The following is a 17,052-nucleotide window of genomic DNA, read 5'->3' as shown; positions in this document are numbered from 1 at the left end:
CGACCGGATGCGAGTTATGCGGATCGATTCGAGCCCCGTTCCGCGGCGAGGCCCTCTTGACCGGCGGGGGACCATGGAGTGCATGACTGACCGCTACATCGAAGTCTCGCTGGTCAAGCGGGGGATAACCGCGAGGGCAAAGCTGCTCGACGATCGTGCGCCGATCACCTGCGCGGCCGTATGGGACGCCCTCCCGCTCGCCGGTGACGTCTATCACGCGAAGTACGCACGCAACGAGATCTACGCACTGTTCCCGCCTTTCGCGGAAACAGAGCCACCCCTGGAAAACCCGACAGTCACCCCGATTCCCGGAGATCTCTGCTATTTCTCCTTCGCGGGCACCGAGCTCGGCACGAAGTCCTACGGCTACGACCGCGAGGTCCGCGCGGGCACGACCGTCGTCGACCTGGCCCTGTTCTACGAACGCAACAACCTGCTCCTGAACGCAGACGTGGGCTGGGTGCCGGGGATCGTGTGGGGCCAGGTGGTGGAGGGCCTGGACGCCCTGGCCGAGGGCTGCAACGACCTGTGGCGCTCGGGCGCCCTCGGCGAGAGCCTTCGTTTCAGCCGGGCCTAGCGCTCACCCCGCGTGGGCCGCGGCGGGCGGCCGGATGCCCGCCGCGCCCGCCTCGTACAGGGCGTGGGCCGCCCGCAGCACCAGGTCGTCCCGGTGTCGGGCCGCCACGATCTGGAGTCCCACCGGCAGCCCGTCGCCGTCCGTGCCGACGGGCACGCTCGCCGCCGGCTGCTGCGTCATGTTGAAGGGGTACGTGAACGGCGTCCACCCCGTCCAGCGGTGATGCCCCGAGCCCTTCGGCACCTCCGTGCCCGCCTCGAACGCGGTGATCGGCAGGGCCGGGGTGACCAGCAGGTCGTAGGAGTCGTGGAAACGGCCCATCCGGCGCCCGAGTTCCATGCGCACGTCCACCGCGGCCAGGTAGTCGAGCGCGCTCATGCGGGCGCCGAGGCCGCAGATCTCCCGGAGCCCCGGGTCCAGCGACTCCCGCTGGTGCGGCCCGAGATGCTGGGTCACCCGGGCCGCCCCGCTGAACCACAGGGTGTGGAAGGCGTCCACGGGATCGGTGAAGTCGGGGTCGGTCTCGGTGACGTACGCGCCGAGTCCGGCCAGGCGTTCCACGGCACGGCGGACCGCGGCCGCGACCCCCGGCTGCACGGCCACCTGGCCGCCGAGGGACGGTGAATAGGCGACCCGCAGCCCGCGCACCCCGCCCGACAGGGTCGCCGAGTACGGGCCCGCCGCCGGGCCCAGCGCCGACCAGTCGCGGGAGTCCGGCACCCCGATGACGTCGAGCAGCAGCGCCGCGTCGGCCGCGTCGCGGGTCATCGGGCCCACGTGGGCGAGGGTGCCGAAGGCGCTCGCCGGGTAGAGCGGCACCCGCCCGTACGTCGGCTTGAGGGCGAAGATCCCGCAGAACGCGGCCGGGATACGGACACTGCCCCCGCCGTCCGTACCGAGCGCCAGCGGCCCCGCGCCGAGCGCCGCGGCCGCCGCGGCGCCCCCGCTGGAGCCGCCCGCGGTGCGCGTCGGGTCGTACGGATTGCGGGTCACGCCCGACAGCGGGGAGTCCGTGACGCCCTTCCAGCCGAACTCGGGGGTCGTGGTCTTGCCGAGGAAGACCGCGCCCTGCTCGCGCAGCCGGGCGACGGACGGCGCGTCCTCGTCCCAGGTGCCGCTGTCCCGGATCGTCCTGGAGCCCTTCAGCGTCGGTGCGCCGCGCTGCAACAGGATGTCCTTCACCGTGACCGGGACGCCGTCCACCGCGCCGGACGGCTCCCCCCGTCGCCAGCGGTCGGCCGAGGCGCGGGCCTGCGCCAGGGCCTCCTCGCCGGTCAGCCGCACGAACGCGTTCACCTCCGGCTGGATGCGCTCGGCCCGCTCAAGGGCCGCCCGGGTGGCTTCGACGGGGCTGAACTCTCCCTTGCGGTAGCCCTCGACGAGGTGTACGGCGGTCAGGTCCGAGAGGTCCTGCATGTGCTGCCCCTCTGTTCGACGATCAGTGCCCCGGTACATACCCGCGTTGTTTGTCGACCACGTTCGTCAGTGCTCTGCCCGCCTCCCAGCGCTCGTACAACTCCACGAACTGTGTGCCGAGTTCATCGCGCCAGCCGATCGTGTCGCCGCTCATGTGCGGGGACACGATCAGCCCCGGGACCTGCCACAACGGGCTCTCGGGCGGCAGCGGTTCGGTGTCGAACACGTCCAGAGCGGCCCCGGCGATCCACCGCTTGGACACCGCCTCCACCAGCGCGTCCTCGACGACCAGTTGGCCGCGCCCGATGTTGATGAACCGTGCGGAGGGCTGCATCATCCCCAAGCGGCGGGCGTCGAACATGCCGTGTGTCTCCGCGGTGAGCGGGGCGGCCGAGATCACCCAGTCCGCGCGGGCCATCAGCCGGTCGAGGTCGTCGGGGCCGTGGATCCCGGTGCGGGGACGGCGGCCGACCAGGGCGGTCGTGATGCCGAGCGCCTTGAGGGTGCTCACGATCGCCCGGCCGATGGGCCCGGAACCGACCACGCACGCGCGCGTGCCGGCCACCCTCTGGGACTCCCGGTGCCGCCACACGCCCTCGCGTTGCAGCTCCAGCGTCCGGGGCAGATCCTTGGCCATCGTCAGGACCAGCGCGGCGACGTACTCGGCGATCGGCTGGTCGAAGACCCCGCGGGCGTTGGTCACCACCGTGTCGGAGACAGCGAGTTCGGGGCACATCAGGTGGTCCACGCCCGCGCTCGCGGTGTGCACCCAGCGCGGCCGCGGGCCCTCGCCCGGCCAGGCGTCCCGCACCGCGGTCGAGGTGAAGTCCCAGACCAGCAGCACGTCGGCGGACGGCAGCCGCTCGGCGAGCGTGCTCGCGTCCGTGTGCACGATCCGGGCCCGGCCGGTGAGTCTCCCGAGGCGCGGCAGGGGGTCGGCGTCAAGGACCAGAAGGGTGGGGACGGACATCGAGGCACCGTTTCTACGGATTATCGCGGAGCTGCCGGGCGTCTGACGTGGGCGGGAACACCGGCGGCAACCCCGGTGTGACGTGAGCGTGACATGGGCGGATTGACCACGCTCGCACCCGAACCTACCTTCGTCAACACGGGCGTTGCGCACGTTCCGCTGTCCCCCCGTCTCTCACCGTGAGGCCGGTCTCTGCCATGGACGTTTCCTTTCTGGGTGGTCCGCGCCCCCAGCGCGGTGTCGGTGTCGTCGCCCCCTTCGACTTCGCGCTCGACCGCGAGCTGTGGCGCTGGGTCCCCGACGACATCTCGCTCCATCTGACCCGTACCCCGTACGTCCCCGTCGAGGTCAGCCTCGACCTGGCCCGGCTGGTCAGCGAGCACGAGACCCTGCACGAGGCGGTGCGCACGCTCAACGCCGTCGCGCCCGAGACCGTCGCCTACGCCTGCACCTCCGGCAGCTTCGTCGGCGGGATCGCAGGGGAACGCGCCATGTGCGCCGCCATGACCAGGGCGGGCGCGGTCCCCTCCCTGACGACGTCCGGCGCCCTCCTGGACGCCCTCACCGAGCTCGACGTCCGCCGGGTGGCCCTGGTGACGCCGTACACGGTGTCGGTGACCAGGTCGCTGGAGGAGTACGTCGCCGAGGCGGGCGTCTCGGTCACCGGGTGCGCCTACATGGGCCTGACCCGGCACATCTGGAAGGTGCCCTACCGGCAGGTCTCCGAGATGGCCCACAAGGCCGTAGGGGCCGACGCCCAGGCGCTGTTCATCAGCTGCACCAACCTGCCGACGTACGACGTCATCCCGCAACTGGAGGCGGAACTGCGCATACCGGTGATCTCGGCCAACCAGGTGACCATGTGGGCGGCGTTGCGCCGACTGGGTACCCGAGCCGTGGGACCGTACCAGGCGCTGATCGACCCGGCGGCGAGGTCCGGTCCCGTGCGCCCGGAGATTCCGGGTCTGCCGGAAGTCCGGGAACTGCCGGACGGAGAACAGCAGCAGGAAGGCTGGACATGACCACACTCGGATTCCTCTACCCGGGCCACTCCGCCGAGGACGACTATCCGCGCATCGAGCAGCTCCTGGGCAGCGACATCCGCCTGGACGTGGTCCACACCGACATCGGCACCGACGCCCACCGCGTGGACGCCCTCCTGGAGATGGGCTCCGCCGAGCGGCTCGCCGCGGGCGTCGAGGAGCTGCGCATGTCGGGTGCCGAGTCCGTCGTCTGGGCCTGCACCAGCGGCAGTTTCGTGCGCGGCTGGGAGGGTGCCCAGGAGCAGGTCCGGACCCTGGCCGTGACGGCCGGTATGCCCGCCTCCTCGACCTCCTTCGCCTTCGTGCACGCGGCGAAGGAGATCGCGGCCGGGCGGGTGGCGGTCGCGGCGACCTACCCGGACGACGTGGCGGCCCTGTTCGCCCAGTTCCTGCGGTCGGGCGGGGTCGAGGTCCTCCAGGTACGCGGCGCCGGGATCATCACCGCCGCGGAGGTCGGCACCTGGGGCGAGGAGGAGGTCTTCGCGCTGGCCCGGGAGGCCGACTCGCCGGACGCCGAGGCGGTGCTCCTCCCGGATACAGCCCTCCACACGGCCTCCCACATCCCCGCCCTGGAGAAGGAGCTCGGCAAACCGGTCCTCACCGCGAACCAGGTCACCGTCTGGGAGGCCCTGAGGCTGACGGACCGCCGCGTGAACGCGCCGGCGATGGGGGCGCTGTTCACGAGGGAGCCGATCGTCCAGGTGTGAGACGCGGCTGTTCAGGGGCTCAACGTCGACGGTTCTGGGCGGCCTCGGCGGTGAGTTCCGTGTGCATGGCGCGGAGTCGCCGGTGCTGACGGTTTCCGTATAGGACGAGCCAGCCCAGGAGGACCGCGGTGAACAGGCCCGTGCCGAGGGTCCGCGGCAGGCTCGCGGTCAGGGCCGTCAGCACCACGACCGCGCAGAACAGGACAGCGAGGACGACCTGGGCAGCGACCCGGTGGCGTGTGCGACGCAGACGCTGCTCGACCAGGTCGCGCATGGCCTGCCGCTCCTGCGGCGCCGTGGGGACCTCGCCCCGGCGCAGCTGCCGGTCCAGCGACACGAGGCCGTCCACGGAGCCTCCGGCGGCTCGCTTATCCCGGCGCCGCACGGCGAGCATGACGCCGACCCCGCCGACCGAGGCGGACACCACGTACAGCAGGGCCGAGGCGATCGAGCGCTCGGGGGACAGCAGCAGGACCACGACGCACGCGACCAGGAGGGACAGGGCGACCTGGACCCACAGGTGCTTGCCGAGAAAGGAGTTGACGCGTTCCACGGCCTGCCTCGCGTCACAGCCGGTCGCGGCGGCGGACTGCGCGCAACCGCATCGTCAGGCCGACGGCCAGCAGCACCAGGGCCACCGCGCAGTAGGCCCACGAGCCGGTGCCGCGCACGGCGTCGACGGCGGACAGGACCACCCACAGGGCGGCGACGACACTCAGCGCGGTCCACGCGATGTCGGCGATACGGATGGACAACTGGGCGCGCTGTCTGGTGCCGGGTTCCAGCGGTCCGAGGTCCGACGGCCGCGACGGGTTCTTTTGCGTCATGGGCGATCCCTCCGATTTGTGGGGTTGTGCGCGCCGGGTACCCGGGGGCTTCCCGGGCAAGCGGTCAACTGCCGTACGGGATACGGAAGATGGGGCTCCGGGAGACGAGGCGACCGCGCCCGGGAATAACCGGGGACACTCTCCTGTTGTGGCCACGAAGACAGCGCACGGCTCATGAGCAGGAGGCACCCCACCGTGGCGGAAGACGAGATCCGAGGTACTGCACAGGGCACCGCCCCCGTACCTCTCTCGGTACTCGACCTGGTCACCGTCGGCGCCGGACGCACGGCCTCCGACGCCCTGCGCACCAGCGTCGACATCGCCAGGCTCACCGAGTCCCGCGGCTTCCACCGCTACTGGATCGCCGAGCACCACTCCATGCCGGGCGTGGCGTCCTCCTCGCCCGCGGTGATCCTCGCCCACCTCGCCGCCCACACCACCCGCATCCGGCTCGGCTCGGGCGGCGTCATGCTCCCCAACCACGCCCCGCTGGTGATCGCGGAGCAGTTCGGCACGCTGGAGGCGATGGCCCCGGGCCGCATCGACCTGGGCCTCGGCCGGGCCCCGGGCACGGACGGCGCCACCGCCGCCGCCCTGCGCCGCAGCGACGGCCTGCGTGAGGGCGCCGACGACTTCCCCGATCAGCTCATGGAGCTCACCCGCTTCCTGGACGACGACTTCCCCGACGGCCACCCCTACCGCCGCATCCACGCGGTACCCGGCCCCGTCCAGGCGACCTCACCCGGCGGTGTCCAGTCCCCGCACCGCCCGCCGCTCTGGCTGCTCGGCTCCTCCGGCTTCAGCGCCCAGCTGGCCGGCTCCCTCGGCCTGCCCTTCGCCTTCGCGCACCACTTCTCGGCGCAGAACACCATCCCGGCCCTTGACCTGTACCGCGAGTCCTTCCGGCCCTCCGCCGTCCTCGACGAGCCCTACGCCCTCATCGGCGTCTCCGCCCTCGCCACCGACGACGAGAGGGAGGCCCGCCGCCAGGTCCGGGCCGCCGCGCTCAACATGATCCGGCTGCGCACCGGCCGCCCCGGCCTGGTCCCCACCCCCGAGGAGGCGGAGGCCTACGAGTTCAGCCCCATGGAGGAGGAGTTCGCCAACTCCTGGAACGCCAACGTGATCCACGGCACCGCCGACGAGGTCCGCTCCGGCCTCGACGACCTCCACAAGCGCACCGGAGCCGACGAGCTGATGATCACGGGCAACGCCCACAGCGGTGACGTACGCCTGCGCTCCTACGAACTCGTCGCGGACGCCTACGGACTCCCCACGGCCTCCCAGGTCTCCTAGGCCTTCACGCCCATCAGCCCGGAGATACGATCCGGCGACACCGGCCGCGAGTACAGCCACCCCTGGCCGGTGTCGCAGCCGATGCGGCGCAGGCGGCTGGCCTGGGCCGAGGTCTCGACGCACTCCGCGGTGACGGTGAGACCCAGGCGGTGGGCCAGCTGGATCATCGCCTCCACGACGACCTCGTCGGCCGGGTTCGGGGGGACGCCCTCACCCTCGTACTGGAAGCCCCGTACGAAGGAGCCGTCCAGTTTCAGGACGGAGACCGGCAGGCGGCTGAGGTAGGCGAGGTTCGAGTAGCCCGTACCGAAGTCGTCGATCGCGATGCCGACACCCATGTCGCTGAGCGCCTGGAGTGCCTGGAGCGGGCGGCCCGCCGAGCCCATCACCGCCGACTCGGTGAGTTCGAGCTGGAGCAGGTGCGGGGCCAGACCCGTCTCCGCGAGGGTCTGCGCCACGTCCGCGACCAGGTCGGAGTCCCAGACCTGACGGACCGCCACATTGACGCTGACGAAGATCGGCGGCTCGTCCGGGTGGTCCAGCTGCCACTGCCGGGCCTGGCGGCAGGCGGTGGCGAGGATCCAGCGGCCGAGCGGGACGATCGAGCCGTCCTCCTCGGCCAGTGCGATGAACCGATTCGGCGTCAGCAGGCCGAACTGCGGGTGGTTCCAGCGCACCAGCGCCTCGACCCCGCGCAGTCGGCCGTCCTCCATGCCCACCAACGGCTGGTAGTCCAGCTTGAACTCGCCGCGCTCGATGGCCGGGCGCAGCGTGGAGGCGAGGGCCTGACGGGTCATACGGTGGGCGTTGCGCTCGGGGTCGAACAGCGTCCAGCGGTCCCGGCCGTCGGCCTTGGCCCAGTACAGCGTGGTGTCGGCGGCCTGCATCAGGCCCGTCGCCGAGGTGCCCGCGGCCCGGCGTTCGACAACCCCGATCGACGCCGACACCGACATCCGGTGGCCGGAGAGGTCGAAGGGCGCCTGGATCGCCTTCAGCAGGGACTCCGCGAGGTCGGCGAGCTGCTCCGTGCCGGTGGAGTCCTCGACGAGCAGTGCGAACTCGTCGCCGCCCAGTCGCGCGACCAGGGGAGCGGTCGCCCGGCCCTGGCCGGCCTCGTCCGCGCAGCGCGTCAGGCGCTCGGCCACGGCGGCGAGCAGCCGGTCGCCGACCCGGTGGCCGAGGGTGTCGTTGACGGCCTGGAACCCGTCCAGGTCCAGATAGCACAGCCCGATCCGGCCCGTACCGCCCTGCTCGTACGACTCCGGCTCCAGCGCGGCCGTCAGCCGCTCGAAGAACAGTGTGCGGTTGGGCAGCCGGGTCACCGGGTCGTGCATCTGCAAGTGCCGAAGCCTGGCCTGCAGTTCACGGCGGGCGGTGATGTCGGCGACGGAGAGCAGGACACCGGGTGAGCCCTGCGAGTCGGCGGCCAGCGGGGTGACCGTGATCTGCGCCCACATGGAGTGCCCGTCGGGATGCTTGAGCCTGCGCTTGCAGCGCAGCTTGGCCTGCCGGCCGCGCAGCACCTCGCGGTAGGCGTGCCAGGTGCGCGTGTCCGAGGCCAGGTCCACCAGGTCGGCGGCCGGGGTCCCGGTCAGCTCCTCGGGCGCGGCGCCGAGCAGCTCGCCGAAGGCGGGGTTGGCGTCGACGACCGTGCCCTCGCGGTCCACCACGGCCATGGCCAGCGGCGCTGCCGCGAAGGCCGCCCGATGCGACGGGGGATCGGGACGAAAAGGCGTCGCGATGTCACTCTCTGTAACGGCTGACCCGTCGAGGTCTGCCGCGGCCGTCGGCCCTTCGGACGTTCCGCTCACCGCTAGCTCCCGCAGTGCACTCGATCGCTGTCCGCGCAGGAAAGTGTGCCGATCATAGAGGCTGCCCCCAGGCCCTTCCAGCCATTGCCCGGTCTCGGGGACCGGCAACCCCTTCTGGCAGATCGTTTCTGCCCGCAGCTGGACGGGTTCTTCAGGCTCGGGACCGGTTGTGACGTTCCGTGAGTGATTCGGGGTGTCGGCAGACCCGGCAGGTCACGCGGACTCACTCGTCCGGTGCAGATAAACAGGGCGTACCCCCACAAACTCACACAGGCTGGGTGCGGTGTCCCGTGAACCGTTTCCGGAGGTCCCGTTGCCGCGCCCGTTTCCGCGCACTCTCCCGCGCCCCCGACTGCGCAGCACCGCCGCCGTGTTCACCACCATGGCGGCCCTCGCCGCCACCTCTCTCATCACCGGCCCCTCGGTCGCCGGCCCCTTCTCCTCGGCGCCCTGCACCCTGGAACGCACCGACGCCCATCACTCGGAGGGCCTGGACACCTGGAACGCCGCCTATCCGCGCCCGGCCCGCGCCCTCGACGCGGTGATGGTCTTCCTGTCCTTCCCGGACGCCCGGCCGATGACCACCCCCGCCCAGCTGACCGCCGATCATTTCCCGGCCACCACCCGCTTCTTCGAGCGCACCTCCTACGGCCGCTTCACGCTGCGCCCGCACCCGCTGCGGCACTGGATCCGGATGCCGCGCCCGTCGACGGCGTACGCCATACAACGCGACTGGAGTGCCGCTGACCGGGGCACCTATCTGCGTGACGCGCTCGCCGTGGCCGACGGGCAGGTCGACTTCTCGCGCTACGACGTCGTCTACCTCGTCGCCGATCCGGACGCGCCCGGCGTCGACTCGGACGCCACGAAGGTCGTCAACCTGGACGTCCCGCTGCACGCCGACGGCACGGACATCCGCCGGGTCGTCACGGTCTTCGAGAAGCATCCGCCGGACCGTCTGGTGCTGGCCCACGAGACCGGGCACGTCTTCGACCTGCCGGATCTGTACCACCGGCCGATGGACGGCAAGGGCGACTGGGACACCTACGTCGGCGACTGGGACCTCATGGGCAGCCAGTTCGGTCTGGCCCCCGACCTGTTCGCCTGGCACAAGTGGAAGCTGGGCTGGCTGGAGCGGCGGCAGGTGGTGTGTGTCCGGGGGCCGAAACCGGTGCGGCTGACGCTGGAGCCGGTGGCGGCCGGTCCCGGCCGGGCGGGGATCTTCGGGCTCGGGCACGGCACGAAACTCGCGGTCGTGCGCACCGGGTACGACAGCGCGCTCGCCTTCGAGGCCCGCGAGGCGGTGGGCAACGACGTGGCGGTCTGCCGGCAGGGCGTGCTGGTCTACCGCGTCCACAGCGGCGCGGCGTCCGGCGGCGGCCCCATCCAGGTGATCGACGCCCACCCCGGCACCGAGGCCTGCTGGGAGAACTCCGTCTATCCCCCCCTCGCGGACGCCCCCGTACAGGTGGGCGAGGACTTCAGGGTGCCGGGGGAGGACGTACGGGTGAAGGTGACGGGCCGGACGACCACGGGGGCGTGGGACGTGGAGATCGCGGTCGGGTGACGCGAGGGGCACGACGAAGGCCCCCCGCTTCCGCGAGAGGCCTTCGGTGTCTGTGCGCCGCCAGGGACTCGAACCCCGGACCCGCTGATGCTGCGTCTTCCCGGGGGCAACCCTCGGACCCCCGGCCGCCCCTGCCTGCTCGTGCGTGCGGAGGAGTCTGTCTTACGACGAAGGCCCCCCGCTTCCGCGAGAGGCCTTCGGTGTCTGTGCGCCGCCAGGGACTCGAACCCCGGACCCGCTGATGCTGCGTCTTTCCGGGGGCAACCCCCGGACCCCCGGCCGCCCCTGCCTGCTCGTGCGTGCGGAGGAGTCTGTCTCACGACGAAGGCCCCCCGCTTCCGCGAGAGGCCTTCGGTGTCTGTGCGCCGCCAGGGACTCGAACCCCGGACCCGCTGATTAAGAGTCAGCTGCTCTAACCAACTGAGCTAGCGGCGCCTGCTGACGTCGTAGACCTTAGCATCCTGATCGGCCGGGGGAAAAATCGATATCCGCACGGCGGTGCGGGCCGCGCGTACGGCCGCCCAGAGCAGGATTTCCGGGCCCGGCAGCCACGGCCGGCGGGTGTCGGGAGCGACCAGCCAGCGCGCGGTGAGCGCGGATTTCGCGGCGCTGAGCGGGGGCGGGACGGTCACCGCGTCGCCGGTGCCGTGGCACAGCAGGGGTGGGATCGCGGCCGTACGGCCGAACTCCTCCCAGCGCAGCAGGGACGGCAGCCGCTGTGCCGTGCCCGGTGCCGCGAACAGCAGCATCCGGCCCCGGAGTGTCGCCACCGGCCCCGAACCCGGTCCCTCGTCCCACAGTCGGTCGAGCATCCGGCGCCCGAAGATCGCGGGGGTGCTGACCACGTCGAAGGCGGTGCCGCAGGGCAGGACGACCGGGGCGGCGGGGCGCTCCTCCCAGAACGACAGGGTGCTGCGCGGATACGTTCCTGCCGAGGCGAGCCAGGCGGCCCCGTCCGAGGTGACGCCGGAGACGTCGAAGCGGTCGGAGAAGGGTTCGTCGCGAGTGCTCATGCACATACATCTACCGGGCGTGAGCGGACGGTTCCTCAGGGTTGCGGGAAACCGGGACAGGCGGGTGCGGTGGGGGGTATCTTGCCCGTCCGGCATATGCCAGGAAGTCTTTACGGCGGCCACTGGGACGGGTGGGGCGCCTGTGCCTCAGACGGGGTCGGCGTGCCCCGCCCCGCCCTCCGCGCCGCGCAGCAGATCCCGGCCGAACTCGACCATCTTCTTCGCGTAGTCCTCGGTCCACTCGGCGCGCTCGGCGATGTCCGCCGTCGTGAGCCGGTCGAAGCGCCGGGGGTCGGCCAGCTGGGCCGCCGCCATCGCCTGGAACTCCACGGCACGGTCCGCCGCCGCGCGAAAGGCGTGCGCCAGCTCGGTGGACCGGGTCAGCAGCGCGCGCGGGTCGTCGATCGACTCCAGGTCGAAGAAGTGCTCCGGGTCGTCGGCCACCTGCGCGGGCTCGAACAGCAGGGGCGCGGGGCGTAGCCGCGGCTCGTTTCGACGCGGCGTGGGCTCCGCCATGTCTTCATCCTCCTCGTACCTCGTCCGTACCGTCGGCCCGCCTGTGGAGGGCCACCGTCCATTGTCCCGCGCCCGTGCAAGAGGGCGGGGCACCCGCAGCGGTACCAAGGTCTACGGCCCACGCGATGTTCCCGCTCACGGTTTCGTGGCGGCGGCTTCCGTCACGGCCGCCACGGCACCCGGTGTTCCGCCAGCCGCGCCAGCACCGCGTGGTTGGCCTCCCAGCCGTCCGGGAACTTCACCAGGGTCCCCAGCTGGACCGGTTCCGTGGACGGGTAGTCGTCCAGGAGGTCGCTCACGCCCGCCCGGCACACCACCACGCACGCGTGGCGGTGGCGGGAGGCGAGGACGCACAGGCGGCCCGTCTCCAGATGGAAGGCGGTGGCGTCGGGGCGGCCGGAGAGCGGGTGGAGGACGACCGTGACGTCGTACTCGCGGCCCTGGAGACGGTTCGCCGTGTCGACGGTGACGTCCGCGACACCGAGGTCGGCAAGGGCCGCACGGACCGCCGCCGCCTGGTCCCGGTGTGCCGTGCCCACGGCGATACGGTCGGCCGTCAGCGGCGCGGGCTCCGGCGAGCGCTCCGACGTGGCCGCCCCGCCCCGGTCCAGCAGCCGCCGTACGACCGCCGCGACCGCGCGCACCGCCTCCGGGTCCGTGCGCGGAGTGTGCCGTGCGGGCAGCTCCAGCAGGCCCCAGCCGGACTCGGCCGCCGCGTCGATCACCCGGTCGGGGCCCGAGCCGTCCGAAGGGACACCGAAGGTGAGGCGCCGGTCGCCGTGGTCCGTGCCGCTGCGGAAGGGCGTGTACGGGTAGAAGGCGTCCGAGACCAGGGGCGCGGCCGAGGCGGGGAGCCGCCAGGACACCGGCAGCCGGTGCTGGGGCAGTTCGGGGTTGTGGGCCAGCAGGGTCGTCACCGCAGAGGCCGAGGGGTCGTACGACAGCCCCGCCCACTGCTCGCTCCCCACGATCGCGAACGGATCCAGCTGTCCGGGGTCGCCCACGAACAGCGCCCGCTCGAACAGCCCCGCCACCGCCAGCAGGGAGTCCGAGCGCATCTGGTACGCCTCGTCCACGATCGCGTGCGCCCACGGTTCGTCGACCTTCACATGCCCCCACTTGGCGGCCGTGGAGATGACGACGGGCAGCCCGGTCAGATCACCGGCCTTCGCCGACTTGCGGACCTGGGGCAGGTCGTCCAGCGCCTTGTCGTACGGGTCGGCGTCACTGCTGTGCAGCCGCCCGACCGGTAGCTCGGGGTTCTTCTCGGCGAGCCTGAGGACCAGGTCGTCCACCTGGGCGTTCGTCTGCGCGACCACCATCAACGGGCGTCCCGCGTCGGCCAGTTCCAGTGCCGCCCGGACGACCAGGGTGGACTTGCCGGCGCCGGGCGGGGAGTCCACGACGACTCCGCGGTGGGTGCCGTGCAGGGTGTCGTGAAGGATCGCGTCGGTGGCCCGCGCGGCCTCGGCACCGGGGTCGAAGGCCCGGGGGCCCCTGGCCTGGGTGGTCACAGGACGTCCTCCGGGGTCAGGGGATCGGCACTCTCCTGCACGGCCTCACCGGGCGGCCCCCCGTGCGTCCACGGCGTGTCCTCCGGGTCGGGCAGCTTCGCGCCGCCGCGCTGCTCGTGCTCGAAGAGCGTGAAGCACACCCGGTCGCCCTTCTCGGGCACGGACCCGGTCTCCGGCTCCTTGCCGCGGCCCATCTTGTCGAGGATCTTCAGGACGATCAGTGCGCCCTCCTCCTCGGATGCCACGAACTCGGCCGACTGCGGCTTGCCGCCCAGCGAGCGGTACACCTTGGCCCGCTCGCCCAGATGCGGCCGGTCGTCGGTGCGTACGGTCACCAGCGGGCGCGGGCTCGGCCGCTTGCCCTCGCTGTACGTCATCACGACGTCCGTGACCTCCCCGGCGAACGCCTCCCCGGACAGCCGCCGCCCCGCCATCACCAGCGGGTCGTCGAGCGCCTCCTGCGCCTCCAGACGGGCCTGTTCACGCTCGCGTGCGGCGAGTTTGTTCGCGGCGGTGACCGCGTCGTCGCGGCGCGGCTGCGGGGGCTCGCCCGCCACGACCCGGTCGCGGTGGCTCGTGAACGACCACCGGTCGCGCGTCCACCGCTCCTCTACATGGGCTCCCTCGGGCAGCGCCCGCAGCAGGTCCACGCCCCGCCACACCGCGTCCCAGGTGGGGCGGGTGCGGCTGACCACGAGCGCGCGGATCTCCTGCTCGGCGGCGGCGAGTGCGCCGAGCCGGTCGTCCGCCTCCAGACCGTCCTCGGCGGCGGCAAGGGCGGTCCGTGCGCGGTCGTAGCGCTCCAGGGCGGGGGCGAGCAGTCTGTTGTCGAACGCCGGGTCGGTGGCGGGACCGGCGGGCGGGTGCAGCAGCTGGCCGCGGTCGTCCCGCGCGAGCTCTGCCTCCAGGGCGGCCTCGGCGCCCGAACGGCCCTCGGGCGGGTCGATCCAGGCGAGCAGCGCGCCCAGGTGCTGGTCCTCCAGCGTGGACTGGCCGGTGGACCAGTGCCGGGCCAGCACGTCCGTCATCGCCAGCAGCAGCGAGGAGCCCGGCACCCGGGCCCGCTCCCCGAAGTGGGTCAGCCACCGGCCCAGCAACGGCACCCGGGGCGGGGCCGGATACGGGGTCTCCGGGTCCTGTTCCGCCGTACGCCGAAAGCGCATCGACCGCCCGAGCAGCCGTACGAGATCGACGCCCGCGCGGCTCGGCAGGATCAGCTGCGGGGCGTCCGCGCACAGTTCGACCTCGACCTTGACCCGCTTTCCGGTCTCCGGATCGGTCTCATTGCGCTCGGCGGCCTCCACCGACTCGGCGTACCCGTCGACGTACGGCAGCACGATGTCCGCCAGCTCGGCCAGGAACGCGAACCTGAGGTCCCGGTCCCGGGGCTGCGGTACGACCAGGAGGTGCGGGGCGTCCCGGTCGGTGCCCACGAGCGCGCCGAGCGGGGCACCGGCCTCGCCCGCGGTGGTGAGCGGGACGAGGACGAGGGGCTGTTCGGAGAGGTGCCGGTGCCGGACGGTCGCGGCGGGCTGGGCGCGGCCGGTGCTGACGGCCTCCAGGCGGGCGAGGGTGGCGATCAGTGACATGCGCTCACCCCCAGGGCCTCCGCGCGCAGTTCCGCCGCTCTGCGCAGGGCCGCCACCGCCGGATCGTCCGGATCACCGGCCTCGCCGCGAGCGGCCGCCAAGACCTCCTCGACCGTCGTCAGGCCGCCCAGTTCCGCGCGGACCGAGCGGCCCAGCGAGGTCACCGCGCCGGCCGCGCGGGAGCGGTCCCGGCAGTGGAAGGCCAGTTCGCACGCGGACAGGCACTCGGGCGCGTAGGTCGCCGGGACCGACTCGACCGCGGCCGTCAGTTCGGCGGCGGGCAGGTCGGGGGCGAAACAGGTGCCGTCGGGGAGGGCGTCGGCGATGTCCTGGATGCGGGTGAGCCGGGCCAGCTGGCGGGCGGTGACCGCGCGCTGCTTGCGGATGTCGACGGCCGAGGCGGTGGGCAGGTTGGAGAAGTCCTTGGGGCAGACCAGCAGGACCCGGTGGCGGACCTTCGGGGCCGGTTCCAGGCGAGCGGCGACCTCCTCCAGCGCGAGAACGTACACCGCGGCCTGGCGGGCGGCCGCGCCCACCTTCGACGGGTCCGCCGAACCGTCCAGCATCGGGAAGGACTTGATCTCCACGACCGTCCAACTGCCGTCCGGATGCACGACCACGGCGTCCGGCTCCAGGAAGGCGGCGGAGCCTGCGACGTCGAGCGCGAGCATGGGGTGGTCGAGCAGCGTCCACCCCTGTGTCCCGGAGGCTTCGCGCAGGGCGAGAGCCGTACGCGCGGTACGGCCCTCGGGGCCGATCGCGGTGAGGTCGGGCACCTGGGCCTCGGCGGGCGGCTCGGCCCCCCGGTCCAGCCGTTCGTGCACCAGCCGCAGCAGCTCTGCGCCGCCGTCCGCCTTGACCTTGGCCTCGAAGGCGTTGCCCCGCGTCAGGGCGAACTGTGACTGCCCGAAGGCGGACGGCGAACCCAGCGCGCTCGCCAGCGCCGTCTTGTTCACCCCGGCGCCGTCGAGGATCGCGCGCCGCTTGCAGCCGGGGTTCGCGGCGAGCGCCGCCAGGGCGCGCGCGTCCATTGCCTTGGCCGGTACCTCGGGTCCGCGCAGCTCAGCGAGCCGCTGCCGGAGCGCCGTCCCCCGCGTCCGTGGGAGCGGCACTCGGCTCGGCTCCGCTTGCGAAGCGTGACTCGCGCTGCCGTGGAATGTGCTCACCCGGGGAAGTCTGGCATCCGCCACTGACAATTGAGGGCTCTGCTGAGGGCTCTGTGTCCCGAGAGGCGACGGAGACGGGGGCTATCCGGGCCCGTACGCCCGCCGTGGCCCGATCCGCGGCCCGGCTGACGTACGGGGCGAGCAGGAACCCGAGCCCCATCACCGCCGCGCCCGCGGCCGCGTCGAGGAAGTAGTGGTTCGCGGTGCCCATCACCACGATCGTGGTGATCAGCGGGTAGGCGACGGCCGCGATCCTCGTCGTACGCGTCCTGCCGTAATGCCACAGCATCACGCCGCACCACAGCGCCCAGCCGACGTGCAGGCTCGGCATCGCCGCGTACTGGTTCGTCATACCGCCCATGCCCCGGGGCGCGCTCGCCTCGCCGCCCCACCAGCCGTACGAGCTGTACTGGGCCATGGTGTCGACGAAGCCGTGGCTCGCCGAGAGGAGGCGGGGCGGGCAGGTCGGCAGCAGTGTGAAGCCGATCAGACCCATGAACGTGGACGTCATCAGCCAGGTGCGCGCCGCGCGGTAGTGCACGGCGCGGGAGCGGAAGAGCCAGATCAGAACGGCCGGCGTGACCAGGTAGTGCAGCGAGGCGTACCAGAAGTCGGCCGGTACGCCGATCCAGGCCTGGCTGGTGAACAGCCGGTTGAGCGGATGCTCGGCGTTGAGGTACAGAAACTTCTCGACCTTGAGGATCGCCAGGCCGTGGTCGACGGCGCCCGTGACATCACCCCGGGCGAGGAGCCGGCCGGCGCTGTAGCAGGCGTACACCAACAGGATCAGGGGCAGCTCGGTCCACCAGCGCAGCCGCGTCTCCGGGACTGCCTCGGTGCCTGGTGTCTCGGTCAGCGGCATCCGATCCTGTCCCCCTTCGTTTCGCGCGGCGTCCGGCGGTCGTCGTCCGGTCGTGCCACTTTACGGCGTATGTGCGGGCCCTTGTGGAGTGCCCCCACGCAGCGCCTTCGGCCCTCAAAGACGCTGGGATCGCCCGTCGGGTTGCCCTCCCCCAGCGTGCGCGATGATGGAGAGGTTC

At 72.3% G+C, this 17,052-nt stretch carries 16 protein-coding genes and 1 tRNA gene; 5 read left to right on the top strand and 12 right to left on the bottom strand.

Features of this window, described 5'->3' with window-relative positions:
- Nucleotides 1–82: 82 nt before the first annotated feature.
- Nucleotides 83–577, top strand: coding sequence for a DUF3830 family protein (locus ABZT93_RS05580; RefSeq protein ID WP_356099348.1), 495 nt, complete (start codon nt 83–85; stop codon nt 575–577).
- A 3-nt stretch (nt 578–580) separates the two neighbouring features.
- Here the strand turns inward: ABZT93_RS05580 and ABZT93_RS05575 are convergent, their stop codons facing one another.
- Both ABZT93_RS05575 and ABZT93_RS05570 read right to left on the bottom strand, forming a co-directional pair.
- Nucleotides 581–1,993, bottom strand: a complete 1,413-nt coding sequence (locus tag ABZT93_RS05575; RefSeq protein WP_356099344.1) for an amidase — start codon at nt 1,991–1,993, stop codon at nt 581–583.
- Between the two features lie 22 nt (nt 1,994–2,015).
- On the bottom strand, nt 2,016–2,963 hold the full coding sequence (locus ABZT93_RS05570) for a D-2-hydroxyacid dehydrogenase (RefSeq protein WP_356099341.1): 948 nt from the start codon (nt 2,961–2,963) through the stop codon (nt 2,016–2,018).
- Between the two features lie 197 nt (nt 2,964–3,160).
- On the opposite strand from ABZT93_RS05570, the gene ABZT93_RS05565 reads away from it, so the two are divergent.
- Together ABZT93_RS05565 and ABZT93_RS05560 are read left to right on the top strand one after the other, a co-directional pair.
- Entirely contained in the window at nt 3,161–3,985 is an 825-nt protein-coding gene (locus tag ABZT93_RS05565) for an aspartate/glutamate racemase family protein (RefSeq protein ID WP_356099339.1), read from the top strand.
- Nucleotides 3,982–4,713 carry a decarboxylase gene (locus tag ABZT93_RS05560; protein WP_356099336.1) on the top strand — a complete coding sequence of 244 codons (732 nt, stop codon included), beginning with the start codon at nt 3,982–3,984 and terminating at the stop codon, nt 4,711–4,713. The genes ABZT93_RS05565 and ABZT93_RS05560 overlap by 4 nt, the downstream gene beginning before the upstream one ends.
- A 19-nt stretch (nt 4,714–4,732) precedes the next feature.
- Here ABZT93_RS05560 and ABZT93_RS05555 read toward each other — a convergent pair whose 3' ends face one another.
- Both ABZT93_RS05555 and ABZT93_RS05550 read right to left on the bottom strand, forming a co-directional pair.
- Nucleotides 4,733–5,266, bottom strand: coding sequence for a hypothetical protein (locus ABZT93_RS05555; protein WP_356099333.1), 534 nt, complete (start codon nt 5,264–5,266; stop codon nt 4,733–4,735).
- Nucleotides 5,267–5,279: 13 nt separating this feature from the next.
- Nucleotides 5,280–5,540 (bottom strand): hypothetical protein, encoded by a 261-nt coding sequence (locus tag ABZT93_RS05550; RefSeq protein ID WP_356099330.1) that lies wholly within the window; start codon nt 5,538–5,540, stop codon nt 5,280–5,282.
- 174 nt (nt 5,541–5,714) lie between these two features.
- Between ABZT93_RS05550 and ABZT93_RS05545 the strand changes: the two genes are divergently transcribed.
- Nucleotides 5,715–6,836: an LLM class flavin-dependent oxidoreductase gene (locus tag ABZT93_RS05545; RefSeq protein WP_356099327.1), complete on the top strand. Its 1,122-nt coding sequence runs from the start codon at nt 5,715–5,717 to the stop codon at nt 6,834–6,836.
- Here ABZT93_RS05545 and ABZT93_RS05540 read toward each other — a convergent pair.
- The gene (locus ABZT93_RS05540; protein ID WP_356099323.1) at nt 6,833–8,647 is read right to left on the bottom strand and encodes an EAL domain-containing protein; all 1,815 of its coding nucleotides are present in this window, start codon (nt 8,645–8,647) and stop codon (nt 6,833–6,835) included. The two genes, ABZT93_RS05545 and ABZT93_RS05540, sit on opposite strands and share 4 nt — an antisense overlap.
- Nucleotides 8,648–8,930: 283 nt before the next feature.
- Between ABZT93_RS05540 and ABZT93_RS05535 the strand changes: the two genes are divergently transcribed.
- Nucleotides 8,931–10,214 carry a M6 family metalloprotease domain-containing protein gene (locus tag ABZT93_RS05535; RefSeq protein ID WP_356099320.1) on the top strand — a complete coding sequence of 428 codons (1,284 nt, stop codon included), beginning with the start codon at nt 8,931–8,933 and terminating at the stop codon, nt 10,212–10,214.
- Nucleotides 10,215–10,575: 361 nt separating this feature from the next.
- Here ABZT93_RS05535 and ABZT93_RS05530 read toward each other — a convergent pair.
- The 7 genes from ABZT93_RS05530 to ABZT93_RS05500 all read right to left on the bottom strand — a co-directional run bounded on the left by ABZT93_RS05530 (nt 10,576) and on the right by ABZT93_RS05500 (nt 16,874).
- Nucleotides 10,576–10,649, bottom strand: a tRNA-Lys gene (locus ABZT93_RS05530).
- Nucleotides 10,640–11,227: a bifunctional DNA primase/polymerase gene (locus tag ABZT93_RS05525; RefSeq protein WP_356099317.1), complete on the bottom strand. Its 588-nt coding sequence runs from the start codon at nt 11,225–11,227 to the stop codon at nt 10,640–10,642. Before ABZT93_RS05525 ends, ABZT93_RS05530 begins: the two co-directional genes overlap by 10 nt.
- A 147-nt stretch (nt 11,228–11,374) precedes the next feature.
- Nucleotides 11,375–11,743 (bottom strand): hypothetical protein, encoded by a 369-nt coding sequence (locus ABZT93_RS05520; RefSeq protein ID WP_053851180.1) that lies wholly within the window; start codon nt 11,741–11,743, stop codon nt 11,375–11,377.
- A 161-nt stretch (nt 11,744–11,904) separates the two neighbouring features.
- Entirely contained in the window at nt 11,905–13,257 is a 1,353-nt protein-coding gene (locus tag ABZT93_RS05515; RefSeq protein ID WP_356099314.1) for an AAA domain-containing protein, read from the bottom strand.
- A complete protein-coding gene (locus tag ABZT93_RS05510) occupies nt 13,254–14,846 on the bottom strand; it encodes a hypothetical protein (protein WP_356099311.1) in 1,593 nt (530 codons plus the stop codon). The genes ABZT93_RS05515 and ABZT93_RS05510 overlap by 4 nt, the downstream gene beginning before the upstream one ends.
- Nucleotides 14,837–15,958, bottom strand: coding sequence for a hypothetical protein (locus tag ABZT93_RS05505; protein WP_356099308.1), 1,122 nt, complete (start codon nt 15,956–15,958; stop codon nt 14,837–14,839). Before ABZT93_RS05505 ends, ABZT93_RS05510 begins: the two co-directional genes overlap by 10 nt.
- The gene (locus ABZT93_RS05500; protein ID WP_356099306.1) at nt 15,909–16,874 is read right to left on the bottom strand and encodes a phosphatase PAP2 family protein; all 966 of its coding nucleotides are present in this window, start codon (nt 16,872–16,874) and stop codon (nt 15,909–15,911) included. Before ABZT93_RS05500 ends, ABZT93_RS05505 begins: the two co-directional genes overlap by 50 nt.
- Between the last annotated feature and the right edge of the window lie 178 nt (nt 16,875–17,052).

This window comes from Streptomyces sp. NPDC005303 (assembly GCF_040607335.1).
In the GTDB taxonomy this organism is placed as follows: domain Bacteria; phylum Actinomycetota; class Actinomycetes; order Streptomycetales; family Streptomycetaceae; genus Streptomyces.
Note: the sequence above shows the minus strand (reverse complement) of the source record. Positions and strands in the feature narration are given on the sequence as shown.